Consider the following 21,773-nt stretch of genomic DNA (forward strand, 5'->3'; position numbering starts at 1 on the left):
TTTAGATACTCGCTTAGTATTAATTCAAGTAGGACTAATTAACTTGAAAGCTTTTAAAAATAAGATCAGAATCATCAGGGCTGTTACGCATAATTGTCGATTGCCCCTCATGATGTAAAATATCGCCTTTTCTATTTATGGTATAGCAAGTCTGCACTGTATCTACTCTATTTGGCGTATAATGAATTTTTGAGTTTGTACACAGCTTAGCATTTTGGTTGTCTGCTGCTTTCAAAACCCACATATCATTACAAGTCGCTGTCAAAAGCTCATCACTAAATGATGAAGCTTTATACTCAAGGTAGCCCTCATTTAGCCGACCACTATCACCAATCACTGCTTTATTTGGTAAGTCATAAAACTTAGTATTTACTGTGTCAGTATGATACGTACTACTTGTAGACCCCAAGTACCTAAAGCTATCTACATCAATAAATATAAGCCCTTCTCGCTCCTTAAAAACCTCTCCATCAACGATAGTTGTTGAAGAATAGGGCTTTGACAAGGCAAGTTTGCCTTGAAAGGTACGATTTGGCGATACCGTTAAATCCAGAGCGGGCGATGTTATATCTGTCTCTACACTTTCACGGCCTAATGCTTCTGGATTTTGTAAAATACTTTTAGCACTATAGGCATTCACAAGGATATTCCTATAAGCTGCTTGAACATCGTAACTGGCGCTGCGAGTGGCGTTGTCTATGTTGTCTTTATTAGCTGTAACACAAGCATTAAGACTGAATGATAAAAGGGTAAGTATCATTACTTTATACTTCATGAATTTTTTCCTTAAAACCCGTTTATCTTAAAACTTATTTACTCTAAAAACTATCTTAGAGCTTGAGAACACTACAATTAAGCAAGTTATAACTGACTCAATAACAATTTATGCTTATCTATCCGTATCTGCCATCACAATATCAATGGATGCCAAATATATAATTAAGTCAGACACCAAGCTGCCGTTAATCACAGACGGCATTTGCTGTAAATGGGCAAATGTCGGCGTACGAATACGCGTACGATAACTCATAGTCGCTTTATCTGAAGTAATGTAATAGCTGTTGATACCCTTAGTGGCTTCAACCATCATAGAGGCTTCACCGGCTGGCATCACAGGACCCCAAGACACAGAAATAAAGTGGTTAATCAGGGTTTCAATATCGTTTAAAGTGCGATCTTTTGGTGGTGGTACCGCCAATGGATGATCGGCTTTGTATGGGCCTGAAGGCATATTATCCATACACTGCTTGATAATGCGCAGTGATTGACGAATCTCTTCGATCTTAACCATACAGCGATCGTAGGCATCACCGTTATATCCTACTGGGATTTCGAAGTCATAATTCTCATAACCCATATAAGGACGTGCTTTACGCAAGTCAAACTCAACACCTGTTGCTCGCAGACCGGCACCGGTAACACCCCAAGCTAGCGCTTGCTTAGCATCGTACTGGGCCACATTCTGAGTACGGCCTTTAAGTACTGAGTTTTCCATCGCCGCTTTGACATATTCATCTAAACGCTTTGGCATCCAGTCTAGGAATTCACGCACCAAACGCTGCCAACCACGTGGCAAGTCTGCTGCAGTACCGCCAATACGGAACCATGCTGGGTGCATACGATAGCCGGTGACCGCTTCAATCACGTCATATGCTTTTTGACGGTCAGTAAACATATAGAATACTGGTGTCATACCACCCGCATCTTGAATGAAGGTACCAAAGTACAATAAGTTATTGGTGATACGGAAGAACTCACTCATCATCACTCGAATGGTTTGAGCACGCTCCGGAACGGTAATACCAGCCAGTTGCTCAACCGCCATCACATACGGCAGCTCATTCATTACCCCGCCTAGGTAATCAATACGATCGGTATAAGGGATATATGAATGCCAAGTTTGACGTTCAGCCATCTTCTCAGCACCACGGTGGTGGTAGCCAATATCTGGGATACAGTCGATGATTTCTTCACCATCTAGCTGTAGTATCAGTCGGAAGGCACCGTGAGCAGATGGGTGGTTCGGACCTAAGTTCAAGAACATAAAGTCCTCATCACGGCCACTACGTTTCATGCCCCACTCTTCAGGCACAAAGCGTAGGTTTTCTTGTTCAAACTGCTGCTTGGCTGAGTTTAGAAAGTAAGGGGTAAATTCTGTGGCACGCGCATGATACTCTTTACGCAGAGGGTGACCTTCCCAATATTTAGGCAGCAGAATACGCGTTAAATGTGGATGTCCGGTAAAGACGATACCAAACATATCCCACACTTCACGCTCATACCAGTTGGCATTTGGCCAAATCTTGGTTGCTGTCGGTACATTTAAGTCGTCTTCAGATAACGCAACTTTAACGCGAATATCGCTATTACGCTCAAGTGACATCAGATGATAGAACACCGTGAAATCGCTTTCAGGCAACCCATCTCTGTGCTGACGCAAACGCTCATCGATGGCAGATAGATCCAGCAGCATCACATAAGGCTTAGGTAAAGTACGTAAGAACATTAACACGTCAAGCAAATGCTCACGAGCTACCCAAATGGTAGGAATACCATCAAAAGTAAACTGTTCGCTAAATTTACCTGAAAATTTGTGTCCAAGCTCACGCAGCACCGCAGGCTGTGTCTTATTTGCATCGGCACTACGATGGGTTGCTTTGCTGTTATCCGTTACCATGGTCACCGGTTACCTCAGAGTCATTGCGAATATTACGCATACACAAGAATATAGGTTGTTATATTAGTACGTTTATAGCTGGTTATTTTATCGCTGTATTAATGCTTGATAGCTGCTCAATAATAACTAAATACTGTCTGGACTGCGAAGATTTTTCACCGCAATACGATCCGCTTGCTTACGGTCTCTTTCAGCAAGCATCTGTGGCTTATAAATGCCTTTGTCATTGACATACGCACCAAGTGGACGACGCTCTTGCGTAATCGAATCTTGCAACAGCATAAGCCCTTGGATTAAAGCCTCAGGACGTGGCGGGCAGCCAGGTACATAGACATCGACAGGGATAATTTTATCCACGCCTTGTACTACTGAGTAAATATCATACATTCCGCCTGAGTTAGCACATGAGCCCATTGAAATGACCCATTTTGGCTCAAGCATTTGTTCATATAGACGCTGAATAACTGGCGCCATTTTTACAAAGCAGGTACCAGCCACAATCATCACGTCTGCCTGACGCGGTGACGCACGAATAACCTCTGCACCAAAGCGCGATAAGTCATGAACTGCGGTTAAGGTAGTGGCATATTCCACATAGCAGCATGACGTACCAAAGTTAAATGGCCACAATGAGTTCTTACGTCCCCAGTTTGCAGCAGCATGAACCATGTCCTCAAGCCTGCCCATAAACACATTACGATTAACCTCATCCTCGATAGGGTTATTAACGGTTTGCTTCGATTGCGCAGGATAAGTATCGGCGTCAGGATTCGCACGGGTTAGCGTATATTTCATGATTTAACCCTTAACTAGACGTTTTATTTGATGATGAAGAGTTTGATGAACGGTTAGAGAAGTCCACACTGGTGACATTACCGGTAATATTAATACGGTCAATATTGGCAAGATGGCGTTTATTGGCCTCAATATCGTTTGATACATTGACCTGCCCTGAAGACTGAGCCGGTACTTTACCTGTTGGGTCGGTATGCAATTCATCGATACCGTCAAACTTGGTAATATTCGCTAAATTGAAGCCAGCCGGTGCTTGGGTTAAACGCTCTTTTTTACGGCGTTTGTCCGCTGGTGCCCAGTTCATTGCACCCAGTTTCAATTCATATACTAGGCCAACAAATAGGATACCGATAAACACAGCCGCCGCACCAAAACCAAGCCAGCCCACTTCCCTTACAGACACCGAATAGGCATATAAATAAAGGGCTTCTAAGTCAAAGATAACAAAGAAAATAGCGACTAAGTAGAATTTTGCAGACAAACGAATTCGGGCATTGCCTGCTCCGACAACGCCCGATTCAAATACTTCTTCTTTTTCTGCGCCTTGTGAACGACCCCCTAATAGACGGGGTACAACTAGCATGAAAATCACCAAACCAAGGGCAGCCAAAATAAAGGCTAGCGCTGACCAATTAAAGGCGGAATTCATCTATAAGTCTCCTCACTGGCTAGTATCGACTAGACACGCACAGTCATTATTGTAATTTATAATATAACAACTATACCAATCTAACAGGATGAATAATGTTAGTAACGAGTAAAGTAGGATAGCTTGGCTGGAAAATTCGAGGTGATACTATACTTTTTTTAAATCTTAAATTCCAGTTTAATACTGAATGAGAAGGTCATTCTTCTCATTCTAATATGCGCGCTTGCATCTTGACATTGTTAAACTTTTAAGGCATTGCCATCTGTCGCAAGCGTCATAGATAACGTCATTGATAAATACTAAGTACGAGGTAAAGTTACCCCTCGTTGACCTTGATATTTACCGCCTCTGTCTTTATAACTGGTTTCGCAGATATCGTCAGCATCACTTTGGAAGAACAGCATCTGTGCCACACCTTCCCCAGCATAAATACGCGCAGGTAGTGTAGTGGTATTACTAAATTCTAAAGTCACATGACCTTCCCACTCAGGCTCAAGTGGCGTAACGTTGACGATTATACCACAACGCGCATAGGTTGATTTACCTAAGCAAATAGTCAACACATCACGTGGAATTCTAAAGTACTCCACTGTACGCGCCAATGCAAATGAGTTAGGCGGAATAATACATTCGTCGCCAACAATATCAATAAAGCTATTTTCGTCAAAGTTTTTTGGATCAACGATGGCCGAATGCACATTGGTGAATACCTTGAACTCACGGGCACAGCGTACGTCATAGCCATAGCTTGATGTACCATAACTGACAAGCTTTTCACCTGCATCGTTAAACCGAACTTGACCGGCTTCAAATGGCTCAATCATGCCGTGCTCTTCAGCCATTCTACGAATCCAGCGGTCAGATTTTATTGACATTTTATACCCTTATTTTATCAATTCATACCCAAGCGACATCTTTTATTATACAGATGTAACACTTTAGGTTTTTATTTTAAATAGCACCCATACTCGGTTCATACCAAGCAGGCTTATCAAGGCAGCTATTTTACGTTGATTTAGCGCATTGTTCCAGTATAGATAATGATAGATTTCTAAGGATTGGCTACAAGCTGTATTACCACTTAGCAAAATGATCTTCTGCTAGCCCCATCACACGGTCTAACTGGACTGCCTCTTCTCCTGTCTGTGTCTGAATATATACCTTTCCAGAATACAGACCAATCCACTGCTCAAACACACTGGCGACAACCCCATAATTATCAGTCTTTTTATACACTTTCAAGGGGGTAAATCTAAAATCAACACGCACCTTGCTCCATCCTAAATCTTGATTACTGATGTGCCAGTCTGTTAGATGCTGTAAATCTCTATCTGAACTATTATGACTATTGTTGTGATTGTAAGCAGCCTGCTGTTGCGCCTCATTTTGCTTTACTGCCTGACGTCTCACAACCTTTTTGGTGACACTTTTAATCATACTGCGATAATTTTTGTCAATGGGCGGACGCTTAAATAAAACTGGAGGTAGGTAATAAATCTGACCATCAATCCAGCACGCATTTTCATTCACCCCTGTCTCATTAACTCCCATCGACAAGTTAAGCATAAACTGACGGCCATCTGATAGCTGACTGTTAATACAGCTCCAAAACCAGTTGGTTTCATGACGCATAAAACCAAGCGTCCAGTCCAAATTCGCTCGTGCTTGAGAATCAAACTTAATTCGTGACCTATTGACTGGCAGCGGCTTATCAGCAGATATCGAAGCGCTTGAAGCAACTGATTCAAAATGCTTTGAATCCGCTTTAAAGGTCAACTCGCCCTCAGTAATCTGCAGTGGCTCTTTTTGAGTAAAACTCCAACCCCTGCGACCAGATGGCGAACACACTGCTAAAGGCTGACGACTGCGCTGACAACTGGCGTTCACAGCAAACAACTGACTGTCTAATATCAGCTGAATTGATTGTTGAGAAAATTGCATCTGCAATGACAAGTCAGCATGCTCAAAGCGCATCTCACCTTGCTGGTGATCACCGGAAAAATGACTGTGTCGCAACAAAGGCTGTAGCGCCTCAACCACTTCAAACTGCCCGGACTCTTCATTATAAATATAAGCAAAGGCAGTGGTCGCAAGCTTGATAGTCGCTAGCGCCAAGCAAATTCGATACGGCGGCTGTAGCAGCTGAATAAAAGCAAACTGATTGGCTTTTAACTGCTTACGCCATTTGGCCACTGGCTTTTGTGACAGTAAGTGGCTGCGATAATCTAGATAATTAAGCCGTTTAACTTGAGAAAACACCCCAAATTGAGGCTGTCCTGCCTCTATCAGCTGTTCGATTTGCTTTGCTTGCATCCTGCCTCCTTGCGTCATCTGGCTATTTATTCAAAACTTACTCATTAAGCTAAAACTAATCCGTTTTTTAACCTAGCCATTATCTATAACTATGTTATATATAGTCATATTAAATATTTAGTAATCGATAGTATAGATTAAAGGGCTATGCTTACCCTCCAATCTATTATCTTAAAATATACGCCCATCATCACGCTGCTTCGCGAATTTGGCAATATTGGTCTCAATCTTTTTGGCAATATCGACATAAAACTCAGCATAATCATCACCCTTGCCTTCATTGGCAATCACGCTAGGCTCACCTTTATCGGCTTGTGAGCGAATGGCAGCAGCCAACGGCAATTGGCCAAGCAATGGCACTTGATATTCTTTAGCGATAAACTCACCGCCGCCTGCACCAAAAATAGCCTCAGTATGACCACAGTTTGAACAGGTATGCAGCGCCATATTTTCAACCACACCAATCACTGGAATGCTGGTTTTATTAAACATCTCGATGCCTTTTTGCGCATCCATTAATGCAATGTGCTGAGGCGTGGTAACAATAACCGCACCAGTTACCGCAATACGCTGAGCCAATGTCAGCTGGATATCACCAGTACCCGGCGGCATATCAATTACCAAATAATCCAGCATCGGCCAGTTGGTCTGATTAAACAGCTGCATCAATGCGCCGGTTGCTTTAGGCCCACGCCAAGCTACTGGCGTATTATCACCATCTAACAGACTACCGATAGACAACATCGCTAAGCCATGCGCTTCAATCGGCACAAACTGCTCATTCTCAAGCTGCGGCTTCACGCCCTCAACACCCAACATGCTCGGCATTGACGGTCCATAGATATCAGCATCCAAAATACCGACTCGATTACCCAACTTTTGTAGCGCTAAGGCTATATTAACTGTGGTAGTCGACTTACCAACACCGCCTTTGCCCGAAGCTACAACAATCACATGTTTAATGCGTGGATGTGGCTGAAGGCTAGATTGCATCGGTGCTCGTTTAGTAATGGCAGGTTCTTCAGAGGCTGACTCTGCTTTTGGTGCTGCGGCATTGGTTGTTTTTGGTAGCTTATTACCTGCACCTTTGGTGTTAGAAACTGGCTCAATACCAGCCGTGGTTTTCATATTGGCAGGTCTTGAAGCTGACTTTGGCGGTAGCGTCACATTTAGATTGACCTCTTTGACACCATAAGGCTGTAGTGCGATGCCTAACTGTCTGTGAATTTCTTCTGGATCAACATCACCATTTAAGCGCAAATCTAACGTCACTGATTCACCCTGCGACTTGATTCCAGTTAACTGATTACCGGGATCTTGTTGATTGGCTTGCTGTAATACCTGATCTACAGCCGTTTGCAAAGGCGCATTATCACTGCTAAATGCTGTATGTTTTTGCTTGGTTTTTTTTATAAAATTAAACATAACTGTCTTTTAACCTTTAATGGACTTTTTTATAGTCGATCCAAATGTATATTATTAACTTCCTATATAAAATATATTTTTAAATAGGAAATCAAGTAGTGAGTAAAGATTCATTTTAACTGTTACTTTTGATTGATTTTCATTCTATAGAGTCTGCTAATTACTGTAAAGAGCACATCATATAGATATTTTTTGAGCAACTAAATACACAAAAAAAATTAGGATTTCTATTGCTATAGTTAAAGTGATATTTAAGGAAAACACAGTAGCCGGAGTAAATAATTGTTATTAACTGTGATATTATGTTACGCCTGCTTCTACCTAGTAAAGCAATAGTTTTCCAATTAGGATAAATCTTTAATAAAAAGGCTTGTGCATTAAACTTATTTTTAGAGTCGTTCTACTATCCTTATGATCAAAGCAGTAAGCTTATTTCAAAACCACCTACTCTTAACTTTCTCTTAAGATTGGTTGTTATATAAGCACTAATACGCCAACAAAGACTTTTTCAAAAATGAATGTTTATTAGACACTAAGCCCATTGTTATTAACAGATAAATACTTCATCGCACTTTTAAATTAAAACTAATCCGGCGATTTACGCCCTTATTTTAAGGCTTAGCGTTTATTATGGCTATATTGTCCTACGAGTTTGCTTTATTTTTCACCCTATTCTTTGTCATTTATTGGTCTTGTTATAAGCACCCAAATATTCAAAATATACTATTGTTAATCGCAGGTATTTGCTTTTTACTGACATGGCAATGGTTATTCGTTGCTAGCGTATTATTTGTCTGGGTTGTTTTACAGATATGTACTTTTGGTTTTGTCAAAGTACAGAGTTCTGGTCAAAGAAAGGCTGTATTAGTCTTGGGCTTAGTTGCTTTAGTAGCCCACCTTTGTTTCTTCAAGTATAGCAACTTCGTTATTGAACAATTAAACCAGTCTGTGTTAGACAAATCACATAATCTAACACCTTTAGACATTATCATGCCTTTAGGGATATCGTTTTACACTTTCCAGGCTATCAGTTACCTAGTTGACGTGTATCAGCAAAAAATGAAGCCGATGCCTTCAACTATATTATTAGGCTTTCTGTCTTTTTTCCCAACCATAACAGCTGGTCCTATTTTCCGTGCTAGCGAAGCCCAGCATCAGTGGCTACTGACATCTGAAGCGCCTGAAAGTGACAATAAAGCAGCACCCAAACGTCGCTATGTGTTAATGCCTTATATTGCTATGGCGTTAATTATTATCGCTTTATTTAAAAAGATAGTATTAGCCAGTTGGCTCGAAACCTTATGGGTTACGCCTGTATTTGCAAACCCATTACAATTCCATGGTATAGAGGTTTTAACAGCCATTTACGCCTACTCTTTACAGCTATTCTTTGACTTCTCTGGCTATACAGACTTAGTCCTTGCTATTGCATTACTGCTAGGCTTTAAATTACCTGAGAACTTCAATCGTCCTTATCTAGCTACTGATATTCAAGACTTTTGGAAAAAATGGCACATGACCTTGTCTACCTGGATTAGAGATTATCTATATATTCCTTTAGGAGGCAGTAGACGGTCATATTGGCGTGTTCAATTTAACCTAATGGCTGCTTTCATTATTTCTGGTGTTTGGCATGGTGCAGGTTGGAACTTTTTCATCTGGGGCGCCATACATGGTATCGCTTTAGTATTCTTAAACCTATTGAAGCGATTCAATATGCGCTTTTGGCTAACAAATAACGCTAAGCCTGTTGCTATATTTATTACCTTCCACTATGTGGCATTTGGGTGGGTATTCTTCCATAGTGTCACTTTCAACCAAGCAATGCAAATGCTACAAGCACTGGGCAACTTTAGTGGTGTGACTCTAACGCTATCTGTAGTACCAACCTTGAGCTTAATGCTATTTGCTTGGTTAGTATATCCTTACTTAGGCCAGGCCCGTGAAAAGATTGCACATTTACTGTCCTCTATTCCTTGGTGGGTATTACCTATTCCAATCGCTTTGTATGTGGTATTAATGTTCAGCTTAGCGCCGGAAGGTCTGCCTGGATTTATTTATGCAAACTTCTAGTTGATATTGAATCCAGTTTTATAACCCTATTAACCTTTGAACTTAGCTTATGCAGTTATTTTAATTCACGACTATTTTGACTACCTACTTTTTTAGTTGTCTATTTAATAGTAGTTTTTAAAAGACCTCATAATCTTAATACAAATGCTCGAGATATAGTTATGTCTAAGCCTAATAATGATGCCCCAATCAAAGCTAATCCAGTATTACTAACTGAAAACCAAAAAATTGACGATGGCACGCAACCGACTGAGTCCAGTCTAGCGCTATGGAAGCTGATGGCTATTTTGTTGGCTTGTATGCTTTTAGTGACTTGGTTTAAGCATGACCGTTTAACCAGCTATTGGCAGCAAACGTATCAACAGACTCAAGTATGGAATACCCTAAATAAAATTCCTAGCTGGTCAAAAGGTATCTTTGCTGAAAAAATGCTTAATACCGATGGTGTAGTGTCTCAGCTTGCATCTATTAGCAACCAAAGTAACGAGCAAATCAACCAGGTATTTTATCCTAAACTGGTTGAACAACAACGTTTGTTAGAAATTGAAAAGGCTAAAAAATTGGCTGAAGCAAAACGCGTGGCTCAGCTTGAGGCAGAAAGACGCGAACGCGAACGCTTGATTGTGAAGGAAGTGACTATTAGACCAGATCAGAAGGTGTTTTTCGCTGGTGATTCTATGATGGAAGGCGTCGCACCTTGGGCAATGCGTGAACTGCAAAGTCGTTATCAGATAGCCAGTATCGACTTAAGTAAACAAAATACAGGGCTTAGCTACAGTACATTCTTTGACTGGCCAGCGACTATTGAGCAGACTATTTTAGAAAATCCAGATATTGGAGTGCTTGCAGTATTTCTAGGAGCGAACGACCCTTGGGCTGTGCCTGATCCTAATAACCCAGGTGGAAAGTATATAGACTTTGCAACACCGCGCTGGAATGAGCTATATAGTGAAAAAATCAATCGTATTATGCAGGCGGCTGAACGTAACCAAACCCAAGTGATCTGGATGACACCGCCACTCATGAAGTCTGAAAAACTAAAACAACAAATGATCACTCTATCTGCGCTACACAAAGAGACCATTCCAAATACAAAAGCACTGATCCTTGATAGTCGTCCTTTATTGTTAGATAACCCTGAGTCTGAGACTTATACAGATAGCATTTTAATTGATGGTAATAAAGTAAAAGTACGAACTGCGGATGGGATACATTTTACTTCAGCAGGTCAGCAACATTTAGCAGAAGCTATCGTGTCACATATTCGAGTCATTTCTGACACTGATAAGCAATAATAATATGCTAAAACATAGCCTTAAATTAAATTGTCGTTATTTGAATACTTTAACTTAATTTTAGACCTATTTTATCTAACCTCTATGAGAATGTATTATGATCACACCTGATAGCATCAGCTCACTTATTCCTACTAAATCTAATAAGCTAACCAGCCTATTTACTGCAACACTTGCTATCTTAGCAACAAGCTGTGCTGCCCAAGCATCACCAGTTGAAAACTTTGGCCAAGACTTGCAAGGATTACAAAATGCCTTTAATCAAAAAAAGGTTCATGTTTTGCAGTTAGGTGACTCTCACACTGCCGGTGACTTCCTAACAGATCAATTGCGTAAGCGCTTACAACAAGATATCGGTGACGGTGGCTTAGGATTTGCCTATCCTATGGCAGTTAAAGGACAGCGTGTGGCTCGTCATGGCTATGACGTAACCGGTTGGAGACTAAGTAACAGTAGATTTGATAAAAATGAAGATTACCCATTAGGCGGTATGGTTGCTACCTCTTCAAGTAGCTCTGGGCGTTTAACAGTGACCAGTCAATATTATAATAATGACCAACAACAAGCGCGTATTGTGGTTAAAGGTCTATCTGGCCAAAGCATTAAAATAAGTGATGCTAATGGAACACGTGAGCTACCTTTATCTACCAGTGGTTGGCAAACTATCAACACCCCTATCGTGTTTCCTTACACTATCCAGGCGGATGCAGGAACTAAAGTTGGCGGTGCTTGGATTAATAAAGGAACTGGAGGCACTGTATCAGCACTTGGTATTAATGGAGCTACGCAGAGCTATTGGCAACGCTGGCATTCACAGCTACCACAAGATTTAGCAGCAAGCGAAGCTGACTTAGTTATCTTAGCTTATGGGACAAACGAGGCATTCCAAAGCAACGCAGATGATCAAAAACAAATAACCAAACAAGCCATCGCAACTGTCCGTCAGGGTTTGCCAAGTGCCAGCATATTAGTTCTTGGCGCACCGGAGAGCTTGAAGAGTACAGGTGGTAGTTGTGGGACACGCGCTACTAGCTTAGACAATGTTCAGTCTCAGTTACGTCAGGCAGCTCAAGAGTCAGGAGTACTATACTGGAGTTGGGAAGAAGCTATGGGCGGTCGTTGTAGCATGAAGTCATGGATTTCTCAAGGCTTAGGCGCTTCAGATGGCGTACACTTTACACGTTCAGGATATGAGCGTACGGCTAATATCCTATACTCAGACTTAAAACAACTATTGAGCAGTTCAAACGGTTTGGGCAGTAAGCTGTCGCACATACCAAGCTTCTCAAACAGCACGCCTAATATTGTACCCGCAACGCCATCTGTTAGTAACGAAGCAAACTCCTTACTAAAAGACAGCTCAACAGTCACCATTCGCCCTGTTAAATAATCGCTGATAACACTGAGGTTTAACTACATTCATTATTATTGGTTATTATTCGCGGTTTGAAACCACTGACTTGCTCTACTGTCGTAAATGTTCCGCTTATTTGTGACAGTAGAGCTAATAAATTGCTTATTCTAGCTACTTACTGCCTGTCCTATATACTCTCAGGTTCTATAAAGGCAAAAACTGAGACGCAATAAACAAATAGATAGCCACACCAGACGCATCACATACTGATGTGATTAATGGTGCACTGGCACTGGCTGGGTCAAAGCCAAGTTTGTTTAATACAAACGGCAAGCTCATGCCAACCACACAACCAATCATGACCACAGACACCATACTTAACGCCAATACTAACGAAACAACTGCATCACCACGGAAGTAGCCAATGATGGAGATAGCCACTGCCATGGTCATACCTAATAGCAAGGCAACCATTGCTTCTCGTCCAAGCAGTGAGAACCAGTCTCGCATCACAACTTCACCGGTGGCCAGCGCTCGAACCATTAAGGTAGCTGACTGAGATCCAGCGTTACCGCCACTATCGACCAATAAAGGTAAGAAGAATACCAGCACTAAGTTGGCTGCAATGACATCTTCAAAGTGGGAAATACCCACCCCAGATATCAAGTTACCGAATACCAAAAGCACCAGCCAAAATACGCGTTTGCGATACAACAAACGAATACTGGTGTCTTTAAAACTACCCACGAAGCTTGAAACACCGCCAGACTTGCGAAAGTCATCGGTTGCCTCATCACTGGCCACGTCCATCGCATCGTCATGGGTAACAATACCAACCAGCGCCCCACTGTCGTCAATAATAGGCAGCGCAATTAAGTCATAGCGAGCAACGGTCTTAGCCACATCTTCTTGATCTTCATGTACATTACAGGAGACCACCGAGCTGAGCATGATATCGCCAATCAACTGCTCAGGCGCGGCTAATATTAAGCTACGTAATGACACCACACCCACCAGCTTTCGATGATCATCGATGACATAGGCGTGATAAATAGTTTCCGCATCTGGTGCTTCAAGTCGTAACGCAGCTAGCGCATCAGACACCGACATATGCGCTCTTAACGTGGCATAGTCAGAGGTCATTAATGCCCCTGCTGTCCCCTCTTCATAGGCAGCCAGACGACGGATATCTTCACGTTCAGCCTGTGCTAATGCCGGTAATAGAGCGTCTCTTTGAGTCTGATCTAGGCGTTTGTATAAGTCGGCTCGCTCATCCGATGGCATCTCACCAATTAATTGAACCAGACTGGCTCGCGGAAAGATACGTGCCATCGACACTTGATCTTCAGCATCAAGGTAAGCAAAGACGGTCGCTCGATTCGGCAGACGCTCTAAGACTTGCCAAGCAGACTCTGGATTAACAAGAACCAAAATATCAGCCACGTCAATGGGCCTTAGCTGATATAGCTCATCTATGGCGTGATCAAGCTGCTGTTGCTCAATGGCGATATTTAGTTTTTTGGCAATGGCTTTTAGATCCATAGTTCATACTCCCTGCAGCCTAAGACAGAATCGTAGAATAATAAAAAAAGCCAATAACCTAACTTATTGGCCTACAAATCTTGACTTTGACTGTAATCACCACACCGCAACTTTTCAAAGTCTGCAAAGATGCTAAGCGATTACTGTTTGATAAACAAGTATAGGATTGTTAAATGCGGGGCAAGCCTATGCGGCTTGATGCTTTTAAAAACAGGCGATTATGAAAAAGAATTTTATAGCGAGGTGACTGGTTCAAAATAAACGGTTTGTTTATAAAGAACAAGTTAATTTGAAGTGAGGTGCTAAATTTGTATCAGCTCTTATAAAACTAAAATCTGCGAACTCTTGGTTAATGAGTCCGCAGATTAATATGTCAAAGGTGCTTAAATACATCTAACACCTTATAAATTACTGCTGATTAGTTATTGTTGATTAATTACTGTTGGACAGTCACTGGCGTTTTTTGTTGAACCTCTTCAAAGCTTACGCCATCCGCCAACTCGACTAACTTAAGACCTGTTTCTGTCACATCATAAACCGCAAGCTCAGTAATGATGCGATTCACAACCCCTTTGCCCGTTAGTGGTAACTGACACTCTGACAAAATCTTGGGTTCACCATGCTTGTTGGTTTGCTCCATCAGCACAATAACGCGCTGCACGCCAGCAACCAAGTCCATAGCGCCGCCCATACCTTTCACCATTTTACCTGGAATCATCCAGTTGGCCAGATCGCCACTTTCTGACACTTCCATAGCGCCAAGAATAGCTAGGTTGACATGCCCGCCACGAATCATGGCAAATGAATCAGAACTACTAAAGAAACTAGCGCCAGGCTGTGCGGTGACTGTTTGCTTGCCAGCATTAATCAAGTCAGGATCGACTTTATCTTCGGTTGGAAACTCGCCGATACCCAATAAGCCATTTTCTGACTGCAACCAAACATCCATGCCTTCAGGAATATAGTTGGCAACCATAGTGGGTAATCCAATACCCAAGTTGACGTAAAAACCGTCTTGTAATTCTTTAGCCGCACGCTGCGCCATTTGCTCTCTTGTCCATGCCATTGTCTTGCTCCTTGTTGTCTTTTTCTTGTCTTTGATTGCGTACTTTTTGTCTATATTTCGCTTGAATACATAATTTTGCTTAAATGCATACTCATTGGTATTGCTTAGACAAAATACACTGGTTTTATTTTTTTACGGTGATTTTTTCAATGCGCTTTTCAGGATTGGCATTTAATACCAAACGCTGCACAAAGATACCGGGTAGATGGATATCATCTGGGTCCAATTCACCAATCTCGACAATTTCTTCAACTTCAGCAATGGCAATCTTGCCAGCCATAGCACAGTCTGGATTAAAGTTACGCGCGGTTTTGTTAAAAATTAGGTTGCCCGCTTTATCTGCCTTTTGCGCTTTAACAAGGGATATATCTGCGGTTAATGAATGCTCTAAAATATAACTGCGTCCATCAAATTCACGCGTCTCTTTGCCTTCAGCAACTTGAGTGCCCACGCCAGTAGCGGTATAAAAGGCAGGAATACCTGCACCGCCAGCACGTAGCTTCTCAGCAAGTGTACCTTGTGGAGTCAGTTCCACTTCAAGCTCGCCGCCTAAAAACTGACGCTCAAACTCTTTGTTTTCACCCACATAAGAGGAAATCATTTTTTTAATTTGACGGGTTTGTAATAGCAGACCTAAACCGAAGTCATCAACACCAGCGTTGTTACTAATACAGGTGAGCTCTTTTGCACCGCTATCTCGTAACGCTAAAATCAAGGCTTCTGGAATACCTGAAAGTCCAAATCCACCAACGGCTATGGTTTGTCCATCCTTAACAATGTCTTTTAGCGCCAAGTCTGCGCTGTCGTATACTTTCGATTGACTCATTATTCTCTCCCTGTTTGAATCAAGTGTTGGGTTTAGTAGTTTGGCTGTTTACATAAGATACGGTTTAACTTTATCTGAATTAGCAGATTATTTAAATTAGCAAATTAAACGATGCCCTTGAGTAAAAACCTGTGTTTAAAAATTACAATCGATTCATATTATCATGCACAGTTGTGAACTCAAATAGACTGATTGTAAATAATAGCTTATAAACAACTAATTTAACCAATAGCTGGCTTATCAATAGTTAAAATTTTAGTTGTCTGCTTATAAGCGACCTAGCTGAGTGGCTCAATCTAATTAAGCTTTTCAACTAAGTGGCTTAACTAAGCTGCTCAATTTAGTAATTGCCATTAAACCAGCAACCAGAAGCCGCCAGTGATGATTGCCCCTGATACCGCTAAGATAATCAGACAGTAGCCCATAATGGCACGGGCATCTAATCCGGCAATACCCAATAAAGGCAACGCCCAAAAGGGTTGAATCATATTGGTCCAAGCATCACCCCAAGCAATCGCCATCCCAGTTACATTGGGGCTGACTCCTAAAGCCAAACCGGCTGGCATCATAACAGGACCTTGTACAGCAAATTGACCACCACCTGAAGGGACAAATACGTTAACCAGTCCTGCACTTAAGAAAGCAAAAATAGGAAAGCTGTCAGCAGACGCATTATTAATAAAAAACTCTGTCACTTGCGAGCTAATAGAAATACCATCAGCATTAGCACCGGTCATGATACCCATGATGCCACCGTAAAATGGGAATAACAGCACAATACCTGTAATGCCGCCAATGCCAGATTCTACTGCTCGAAAATAGCGCTCTAATGTCCCGTGAGCCATTAATCCAATAAATAAGAATAAACCAATAACGATATTCAGCCCTAAGTTAAAACCATTGGCCGAAAAGTAATTAATGTAGTACAGCACCCCAAAAGCAAATAAAGCCAATGCAACGATTCGGCTGTCATCCAACTTTTGTGCCGGTGTATTTTTATCAGGAACAGTATACGCTTCGACTTTAATAATGGCCGGATCAACGGTCGTCGGATTTTTTGGATGCATCAGACGATTGACGATAGGTAAAACGACAATCAGCGCAAACAAAATAATGAGATTAAACGGAGCAAATACAGTTTCTGCTAAAGGAATGGCTTCAGTGAGCGCCCCGCCAGACAGTGTGACCAGATTCTCACCGCCTGAGCTTAAGGTTAACGGAATAGAACCTGAAAAGCCGCCATGCCAAATGACAAAACCCGAATAAGCGGCTGCTACCAATAGAGGATAGTCTACGTTTGCCACTTTACGCGCTAACGACTTGGCAAAGATAGCACCGACAACCAATCCAAATCCCCAATTAATCCATGAACCAGCCAAGCCAACCAAGGTTGATACCATAATCGCAGTGGTTGGCGAGGTAACCTTACTTGCCATATTATCCAAAAAACGTTGAATAATAGGCGCATTGGCAAACGCATAACCAGTCACTAAAATAAGCGCCATTTGCATGGCAAAACTATGCAGCGACCACAGTCCTTCGCCCCAGTGTCCGGCCATTACCAAAACATTTTGGCCAGTAAGTGCGATGCCTGTAATCAGCGCAATAAAGGTTAATACAATGGAGAATACAAACGGAGAGGGTAAATATCGGTTGACCAGCTGCACACTGGCATTGGTGAGAAACTGAAACATAATACATCCTTGTCATCGAGTGTTCGGTTACGAATACTGTTTTTAACTTGCTAATGACATCCCTATTTAGCAATCTTAACTTATTATCTTTGACCTATGCTTATTATCCGTATTATTAATCTTACTCATCATGCCTACTAATGCTGTTGGCAGCTAATTTTGATAATAGGTCGGCTAAAAATAATAGCATGTACATCTGTAAACCGAAATAGGTTGGTTAACAAAAAACTCTATCAATCTGGTTTTATACTGCCGTACGTATGAGACAGCTCGCCATACCAATCTACTGATTAGTGATTAGCTATTAAACAACCTGCTGGGTTAACTCAAGAGCCGAAACCTAACTTTCATCCTGTATCGACGACATTTAAACAACAGGAATTTCCCATTTTTATGCCATTTGCGGTATCATAGACACACAATTTTCGGCAATTTCTTTTCGCCAGTACTTACTGCATCCTAACAACTTCAAAACTAACAAACTAAATAGGTGATTTTGTGCGTCAAATTCTTGTAACCAGTGCCCTCCCCTATGCCAATGGCCCCATTCACTTAGGACATCTTGTCGAGTATATTCAAACCGACATTTGGGTGCGGGCGATGAAAGCGCAAGGCCACCAAGTGACCTACGTTTGCGCCGATGATGCACATGGTACGGCCATCATGCTAAAGGCGGAAGCCAATGGCATTACCCCAGAAGAGCAAATCGCCAACGTTAAAGCCTCTCATGAGGCTGATTTCAGCAAATTCTTAATTGGTTTTGATAACTACTATTCAACTCATTCAGAAGAAAACCGTGAGTTCTCAGAGCTAATCTATCGCCGCTTAAATAGCGAAGGTCATATCTCAACCAAAGATGTTGAGCAGCTATTTGATCCTGAAAAAAATCTATTTTTAGCCGACCGCTTTGTTAAAGGCGAATGCCCAGAGTGTGGCGCAGAAGACCAATATGGTGATAACTGTGAAGTATGTGGCACCACTTATAATGCCACTGAACTTAAAAACCCATACTCTACTTTATCGGGTGCGACTCCTGTTTTAAAAACCTCAAAGCATTACTTCTTTAACCTGCCAGAGTTTGAGCAGTTTTTGCAGCAGTGGACTAAGGATAAAGATCGCCTACAGCCATCTGTATCGAATAAGCTACAAGAGTGGTTCGAAGCAGGCTTGGCTAAGTGGGATATCTCACGTGATGCGCCTTACTTTGGGTTTAAGATTCCAGACACACCAGAGGGTGAGCCTGACAAATACTTTTATGTTTGGCTGGATGCGCCTGTCGGCTATATGGCCAGCTTTAAGAACTTATGTCAGCAGCGCCAAGGCTCTACCGATCCATTAAAGCCAGAGCTTAACTTTGATGATTACTGGCTGCAAGAAAATCAGCACAAAACCGAGCTGTATCACTTTATTGGTAAAGACATCGTCTATTTCCATGCCCTATTCTGGCCAGCAATGCTTGCCGGCAGTGAGTTTAGAACTCCGACCGGTGTATTCGCCCACGGCTTCTTGATGGTCAATGGCGATAAGATGAGTAAGTCACGTGGCACCTTTATTCAAGCAGAAACCTTTGTGAAGCATCTGCAGCCTGAATACTTGCGTTACTACTTTGCTAGCAAACTGTCTGAAAAAGTAGAAGATATTAATCTAGACTTTGGCGACTTTATGCAAAAAGTAAACTCAGACATGGTCGGTAAAGTGGTGAACATCGCCAGTCGTAGTGCTGGCTTTATCGTCAAAAAATATGACGGTATGCTGTCAGAGAATTGCGCTGAGCCTGAGCTATTAAACGATATCATGCGTACTGGTGAAGACATCGCTACTGCTTACGAAAACCGTGAGTTTAGCCGTGCGATGCGTTTAATCATGCAGTGTGCAGATAAGGCCAACGAATACATCGATAGCAAAAAACCTTGGGCAATGGCCAAAGAAGAAGGCACTGAGCAAGAAGTACAAGATGTGTGCTCTGTCGCCATTAACATCTTCCGTCAATTGATGGTTTATCTTGCACCGGTACTACCTGAGCTGACTGATAACGCCAAAGCTTTCTTAAACATCGATGACTTAAGCTTTAGCAGTCGCAACCAGCTACTATTGAATCACAAAATCAATAAGTTTAAGCCTTTAATGCAGCGCATTGAACAATCTCAAATCGATGCCTTAATTGAAGAGTCTAAACAAGACCTAGCCGCAGCGACCGGCAATGCTAAAAATAGCACTGCTGCTGGCGCTGATAAGAAAGATAAAAAGTCAGACAGCAAAAAAGCGGACACCGCTACTGACACCATCGAGTTCGATGACTTTATGAAAGTTGAGATGACTGTGGCGCATGTGCTTGAGTGCAACTATGTTGAAGGCGCTGATAAGCTACTACAATTTACGTTAGATATCGGTAAAGACCAGCCAATTAACGTGTTTAGCGGTATCCGTAAGTTTTATGAGCCTGAACAATTAACCAATAAAAAGGTCATCTGTGTCACTAACCTTGCCCCTAGTAAAATGAAGTTTGGGGTGTCAGAAGGTATGATTTTATCCTCTGGTGATCCAAAAACTGGCTTGGTTGTCATCACCCTACCTGACGACTGCCAAGTTGGTGATAAACTTGCATAATTTTTTGCATCGCTCACTGTATAGCAATCAATATTAGCTATTTATTGAGCCATTATGTACCAAACTCGTTGATAAAACGGGTCGTTAAAAGCCGATGTTATAACAGCATCGGCTTTTATCTTAAGCGACCCTCTTTTTTTATTTCCCACTTGTGTTACATTATTGTAATATAGTCTTACACTGTTAAACTTTCATGGAATAGTTAACCTTATGCTGCCAAATCTTTTTACCGCAAATGCGGCATCCTCGTCAGTACTTAATAATCAACAACACATGGCTCAAAACAAGGTGAATTTGCCTAATGCAAATAACACTCATAAACCTAAGCTATGGCGAGGTTTGCTGACCTTAAGCATGGGCGTAAGCTTAGCAGCGCTAACCGCTTGTGGTGATAAGCCAGCTGATGACACAACAGAGCAAGCAGCCAGTAGTGAAAAACAAGCCAAAACCCTAGCAATCACTCAGATTGTCGAGCATCCTTCTTTAGATGATATTCGACGCGGCATTGTTGATGAGCTAGCCGAACAGGACTATGTTGAAGGGCAAAACTTAACCGTCAACTTCCAAAGCGCGCAAGGCAACACGGCCACAGCGGGTCAAATTGCTAAGCAGTTCGCTGGTGATGTGCCTGACGCAATCGTAGCTATTTCGACCCCATCAGCACAAACCGTAGTTGCTTCAACCACAACGATTCCAGTTATTTATACCGCCATTTCAGATCCTGTAGCCGCCAAACTAATTGACCAAAACGATGTACCTATTCAGTCCAATATCACAGGGCTATCTAGTCAATTACCTATCGATCCGCCACTAGATCTTATTCAAAAAATCGTCCCTGATGCTAAGACCATCGGCTATGTCTATAGCCCAGGTGAAGCCAACTCTGTAGTGGTATTAAAACAGCTACAAGATGCCGCACCTGCCCGCGGCCTTGAAATCTTAGATGTCACTGCTAACCGTCCTAATGATGTGGCGATGGCGGCACGCAGCTTGCAAGGTCGTGCTGACGTCATTTATACCTCATTAGATAATAACGTAATCACCGCTTTTGAAGCCATGGCTGGCGCAGCCAATGAAATGGGCATTCCAGTTATTACTTCAGATGAATTTAGTGTTCGCCGTGGCGCCACTGCTGCACTGGGTGTGAACGATTATGACTTTGGTCGTACCACAGGGAAGATGGTATATCGTGTGTTAAATGGTGAAGCCATTACTGACATTAAGCCAGAAGTTATGAATAAGCTGACACTGTATGTCAGCCCTAAGCATGCTAAAGCACAAGGCGTAACTTTAGATCCTTCAATAATAGCAGATGCTATTAATGTTGATGAGACCGAGCCTAGCCACTGATTAAACCCGTAATAATGCTAAGCCGATAGCAACACTTACTAGCTTAGCCAATTGGTTTAGTGATTATGGTTCAGTAGTTTTACGGTTCAATAAAAGTGTTATCGTCC

Annotated in this window: 16 protein-coding genes; 5 read left to right on the forward strand and 11 right to left on the reverse strand. The window is 42.0% G+C overall.

Annotation, left to right across the window (positions count from 1 at the left end; translation table 11 throughout):
• Positions 1 to 34: 34 nt before the first annotated feature.
• The 7 genes from A6J60_RS03545 to apbC form a co-directional block, all read right to left on the reverse strand.
• Positions 35 to 775 carry a hypothetical protein gene (locus tag A6J60_RS03545; protein ID WP_096064761.1) on the reverse strand — a complete coding sequence of 247 codons (741 nt, stop codon included), beginning with the start codon at positions 773 to 775 and terminating at the stop codon, positions 35 to 37.
• Positions 776 to 889: 114 nt separating this feature from the next.
• On the reverse strand, positions 890 to 2,677 hold the full coding sequence (gene nuoC, locus A6J60_RS03550) for an NADH-quinone oxidoreductase subunit C/D (RefSeq protein ID WP_096064762.1): 1,788 nt from the start codon (positions 2,675 to 2,677) through the stop codon (positions 890 to 892).
• Between the two features lie 126 nt (positions 2,678 to 2,803).
• Positions 2,804 to 3,472, reverse strand: coding sequence for a NuoB/complex I 20 kDa subunit family protein (locus A6J60_RS03555; RefSeq protein WP_096064763.1), 669 nt, complete (start codon positions 3,470 to 3,472; stop codon positions 2,804 to 2,806).
• Positions 3,473 to 3,482: 10 nt separating this feature from the next.
• A complete protein-coding gene (ndhC, locus tag A6J60_RS03560; protein WP_096064764.1) occupies positions 3,483 to 4,121 on the reverse strand; it encodes an NADH-quinone oxidoreductase subunit A in 639 nt (212 codons plus the stop codon).
• A 299-nt stretch (positions 4,122 to 4,420) separates the two neighbouring features.
• On the reverse strand, positions 4,421 to 4,996 hold the full coding sequence (dcd, locus tag A6J60_RS03565; RefSeq protein WP_096064765.1) for a dCTP deaminase: 576 nt from the start codon (positions 4,994 to 4,996) through the stop codon (positions 4,421 to 4,423).
• Positions 4,997 to 5,195: 199 nt separating this feature from the next.
• Positions 5,196 to 6,434, reverse strand: coding sequence for a DUF2804 family protein (locus tag A6J60_RS03570; protein WP_227526049.1), 1,239 nt, complete (start codon positions 6,432 to 6,434; stop codon positions 5,196 to 5,198).
• A 171-nt stretch (positions 6,435 to 6,605) separates the two neighbouring features.
• Positions 6,606 to 7,859, reverse strand: a complete 1,254-nt coding sequence (gene apbC / locus A6J60_RS03575; protein ID WP_096064767.1) for an iron-sulfur cluster carrier protein ApbC — start codon at positions 7,857 to 7,859, stop codon at positions 6,606 to 6,608.
• Positions 7,860 to 8,927: 1,068 nt separating this feature from the next.
• On the opposite strand from apbC, the gene A6J60_RS03580 reads away from it, so the two are divergent.
• From A6J60_RS03580 to A6J60_RS03590, 3 genes are all read left to right on the forward strand, one after another.
• Positions 8,928 to 9,932 (forward strand): MBOAT family O-acyltransferase, encoded by a 1,005-nt coding sequence (locus A6J60_RS03580; RefSeq protein WP_413772360.1) that lies wholly within the window; start codon positions 8,928 to 8,930, stop codon positions 9,930 to 9,932.
• Positions 9,933 to 10,093: 161 nt separating this feature from the next.
• On the forward strand, positions 10,094 to 11,227 hold the full coding sequence (locus tag A6J60_RS03585; RefSeq protein WP_096064769.1) for a DUF459 domain-containing protein: 1,134 nt from the start codon (positions 10,094 to 10,096) through the stop codon (positions 11,225 to 11,227).
• Positions 11,228 to 11,324: 97 nt separating this feature from the next.
• A complete protein-coding gene (locus A6J60_RS03590) occupies positions 11,325 to 12,617 on the forward strand; it encodes a GDSL-type esterase/lipase family protein (RefSeq protein ID WP_096064770.1) in 1,293 nt (430 codons plus the stop codon).
• Between the two features lie 168 nt (positions 12,618 to 12,785).
• Here the strand turns inward: A6J60_RS03590 and mgtE are convergent, their stop codons facing one another.
• The 4 genes from mgtE to A6J60_RS03610 all read right to left on the reverse strand — a co-directional run bounded on the left by mgtE (position 12,786) and on the right by A6J60_RS03610 (position 17,709).
• On the reverse strand, positions 12,786 to 14,123 hold the full coding sequence (gene mgtE / locus A6J60_RS03595) for a magnesium transporter (protein ID WP_096064771.1): 1,338 nt from the start codon (positions 14,121 to 14,123) through the stop codon (positions 12,786 to 12,788).
• 436 nt (positions 14,124 to 14,559) lie between these two features.
• On the reverse strand, positions 14,560 to 15,189 hold the full coding sequence (locus A6J60_RS03600; RefSeq protein WP_102993946.1) for a 3-oxoacid CoA-transferase subunit B: 630 nt from the start codon (positions 15,187 to 15,189) through the stop codon (positions 14,560 to 14,562).
• Positions 15,190 to 15,313: 124 nt separating this feature from the next.
• Positions 15,314 to 16,015, reverse strand: coding sequence for a CoA transferase subunit A (locus A6J60_RS03605; RefSeq protein WP_102993947.1), 702 nt, complete (start codon positions 16,013 to 16,015; stop codon positions 15,314 to 15,316).
• A gap of 353 nt (positions 16,016 to 16,368) precedes the next feature.
• A complete protein-coding gene (locus A6J60_RS03610; protein WP_096064773.1) occupies positions 16,369 to 17,709 on the reverse strand; it encodes a short-chain fatty acid transporter in 1,341 nt (446 codons plus the stop codon).
• 498 nt (positions 17,710 to 18,207) lie between these two features.
• On the opposite strand from A6J60_RS03610, the gene metG reads away from it, so the two are divergent.
• Both metG and A6J60_RS03620 read left to right on the forward strand, forming a co-directional pair.
• Positions 18,208 to 20,316: a methionine--tRNA ligase gene (gene metG / locus A6J60_RS03615; protein ID WP_096064774.1), complete on the forward strand. Its 2,109-nt coding sequence runs from the start codon at positions 18,208 to 18,210 to the stop codon at positions 20,314 to 20,316.
• Positions 20,317 to 20,670: 354 nt separating this feature from the next.
• Positions 20,671 to 21,666 (forward strand): ABC transporter substrate-binding protein, encoded by a 996-nt coding sequence (locus A6J60_RS03620; protein ID WP_096066454.1) that lies wholly within the window; start codon positions 20,671 to 20,673, stop codon positions 21,664 to 21,666.
• Positions 21,667 to 21,773: the final 107 nt, after the last annotated feature.

This window comes from Psychrobacter sp. FDAARGOS_221 (assembly GCF_002313155.2).
In the GTDB taxonomy this organism is placed as follows: domain Bacteria; phylum Pseudomonadota; class Gammaproteobacteria; order Pseudomonadales; family Moraxellaceae; genus Psychrobacter.

Coding starts and splice junctions, on each gene's coding strand:
- A6J60_RS03600 (WP_102993946.1), bottom strand. CDS start 15,189: ATGGCATGGACAAGAGAGCAAATGGCGCAGCGTGCGGCTAAAGAATTA.
- A6J60_RS03610 (WP_096064773.1), bottom strand. CDS start 17,709: ATGTTTCAGTTTCTCACCAATGCCAGTGTGCAGCTGGTCAACCGATAT.
- A6J60_RS03570 (WP_227526049.1), bottom strand. CDS start 6,434: ATGCAAGCAAAGCAAATCGAACAGCTGATAGAGGCAGGACAGCCTCAA.
- A6J60_RS03545 (WP_096064761.1), bottom strand. CDS start 775: ATGAAGTATAAAGTAATGATACTTACCCTTTTATCATTCAGTCTTAAT.
- A6J60_RS03620 (WP_096066454.1), top strand. CDS start 20,671: ATGGGCGTAAGCTTAGCAGCGCTAACCGCTTGTGGTGATAAGCCAGCT.
- dcd (WP_096064765.1), bottom strand. CDS start 4,996: ATGTCAATAAAATCTGACCGCTGGATTCGTAGAATGGCTGAAGAGCAC.
- nuoC (WP_096064762.1), bottom strand. CDS start 2,677: ATGGTAACGGATAACAGCAAAGCAACCCATCGTAGTGCCGATGCAAAT.
- mgtE (WP_096064771.1), bottom strand. CDS start 14,123: ATGGATCTAAAAGCCATTGCCAAAAAACTAAATATCGCCATTGAGCAA.
- ndhC (WP_096064764.1), bottom strand. CDS start 4,121: ATGAATTCCGCCTTTAATTGGTCAGCGCTAGCCTTTATTTTGGCTGCC.
- A6J60_RS03555 (WP_096064763.1), bottom strand. CDS start 3,472: ATGAAATATACGCTAACCCGTGCGAATCCTGACGCCGATACTTATCCT.
- A6J60_RS03605 (WP_102993947.1), bottom strand. CDS start 16,015: ATGAGTCAATCGAAAGTATACGACAGCGCAGACTTGGCGCTAAAAGAC.
- apbC (WP_096064767.1), bottom strand. CDS start 7,859: ATGTTTAATTTTATAAAAAAAACCAAGCAAAAACATACAGCATTTAGC.
- A6J60_RS03580 (WP_413772360.1), top strand. CDS start 8,928: ATGCCTTCAACTATATTATTAGGCTTTCTGTCTTTTTTCCCAACCATA.
- A6J60_RS03590 (WP_096064770.1), top strand. CDS start 11,325: ATGATCACACCTGATAGCATCAGCTCACTTATTCCTACTAAATCTAAT.
- A6J60_RS03585 (WP_096064769.1), top strand. CDS start 10,094: ATGTCTAAGCCTAATAATGATGCCCCAATCAAAGCTAATCCAGTATTA.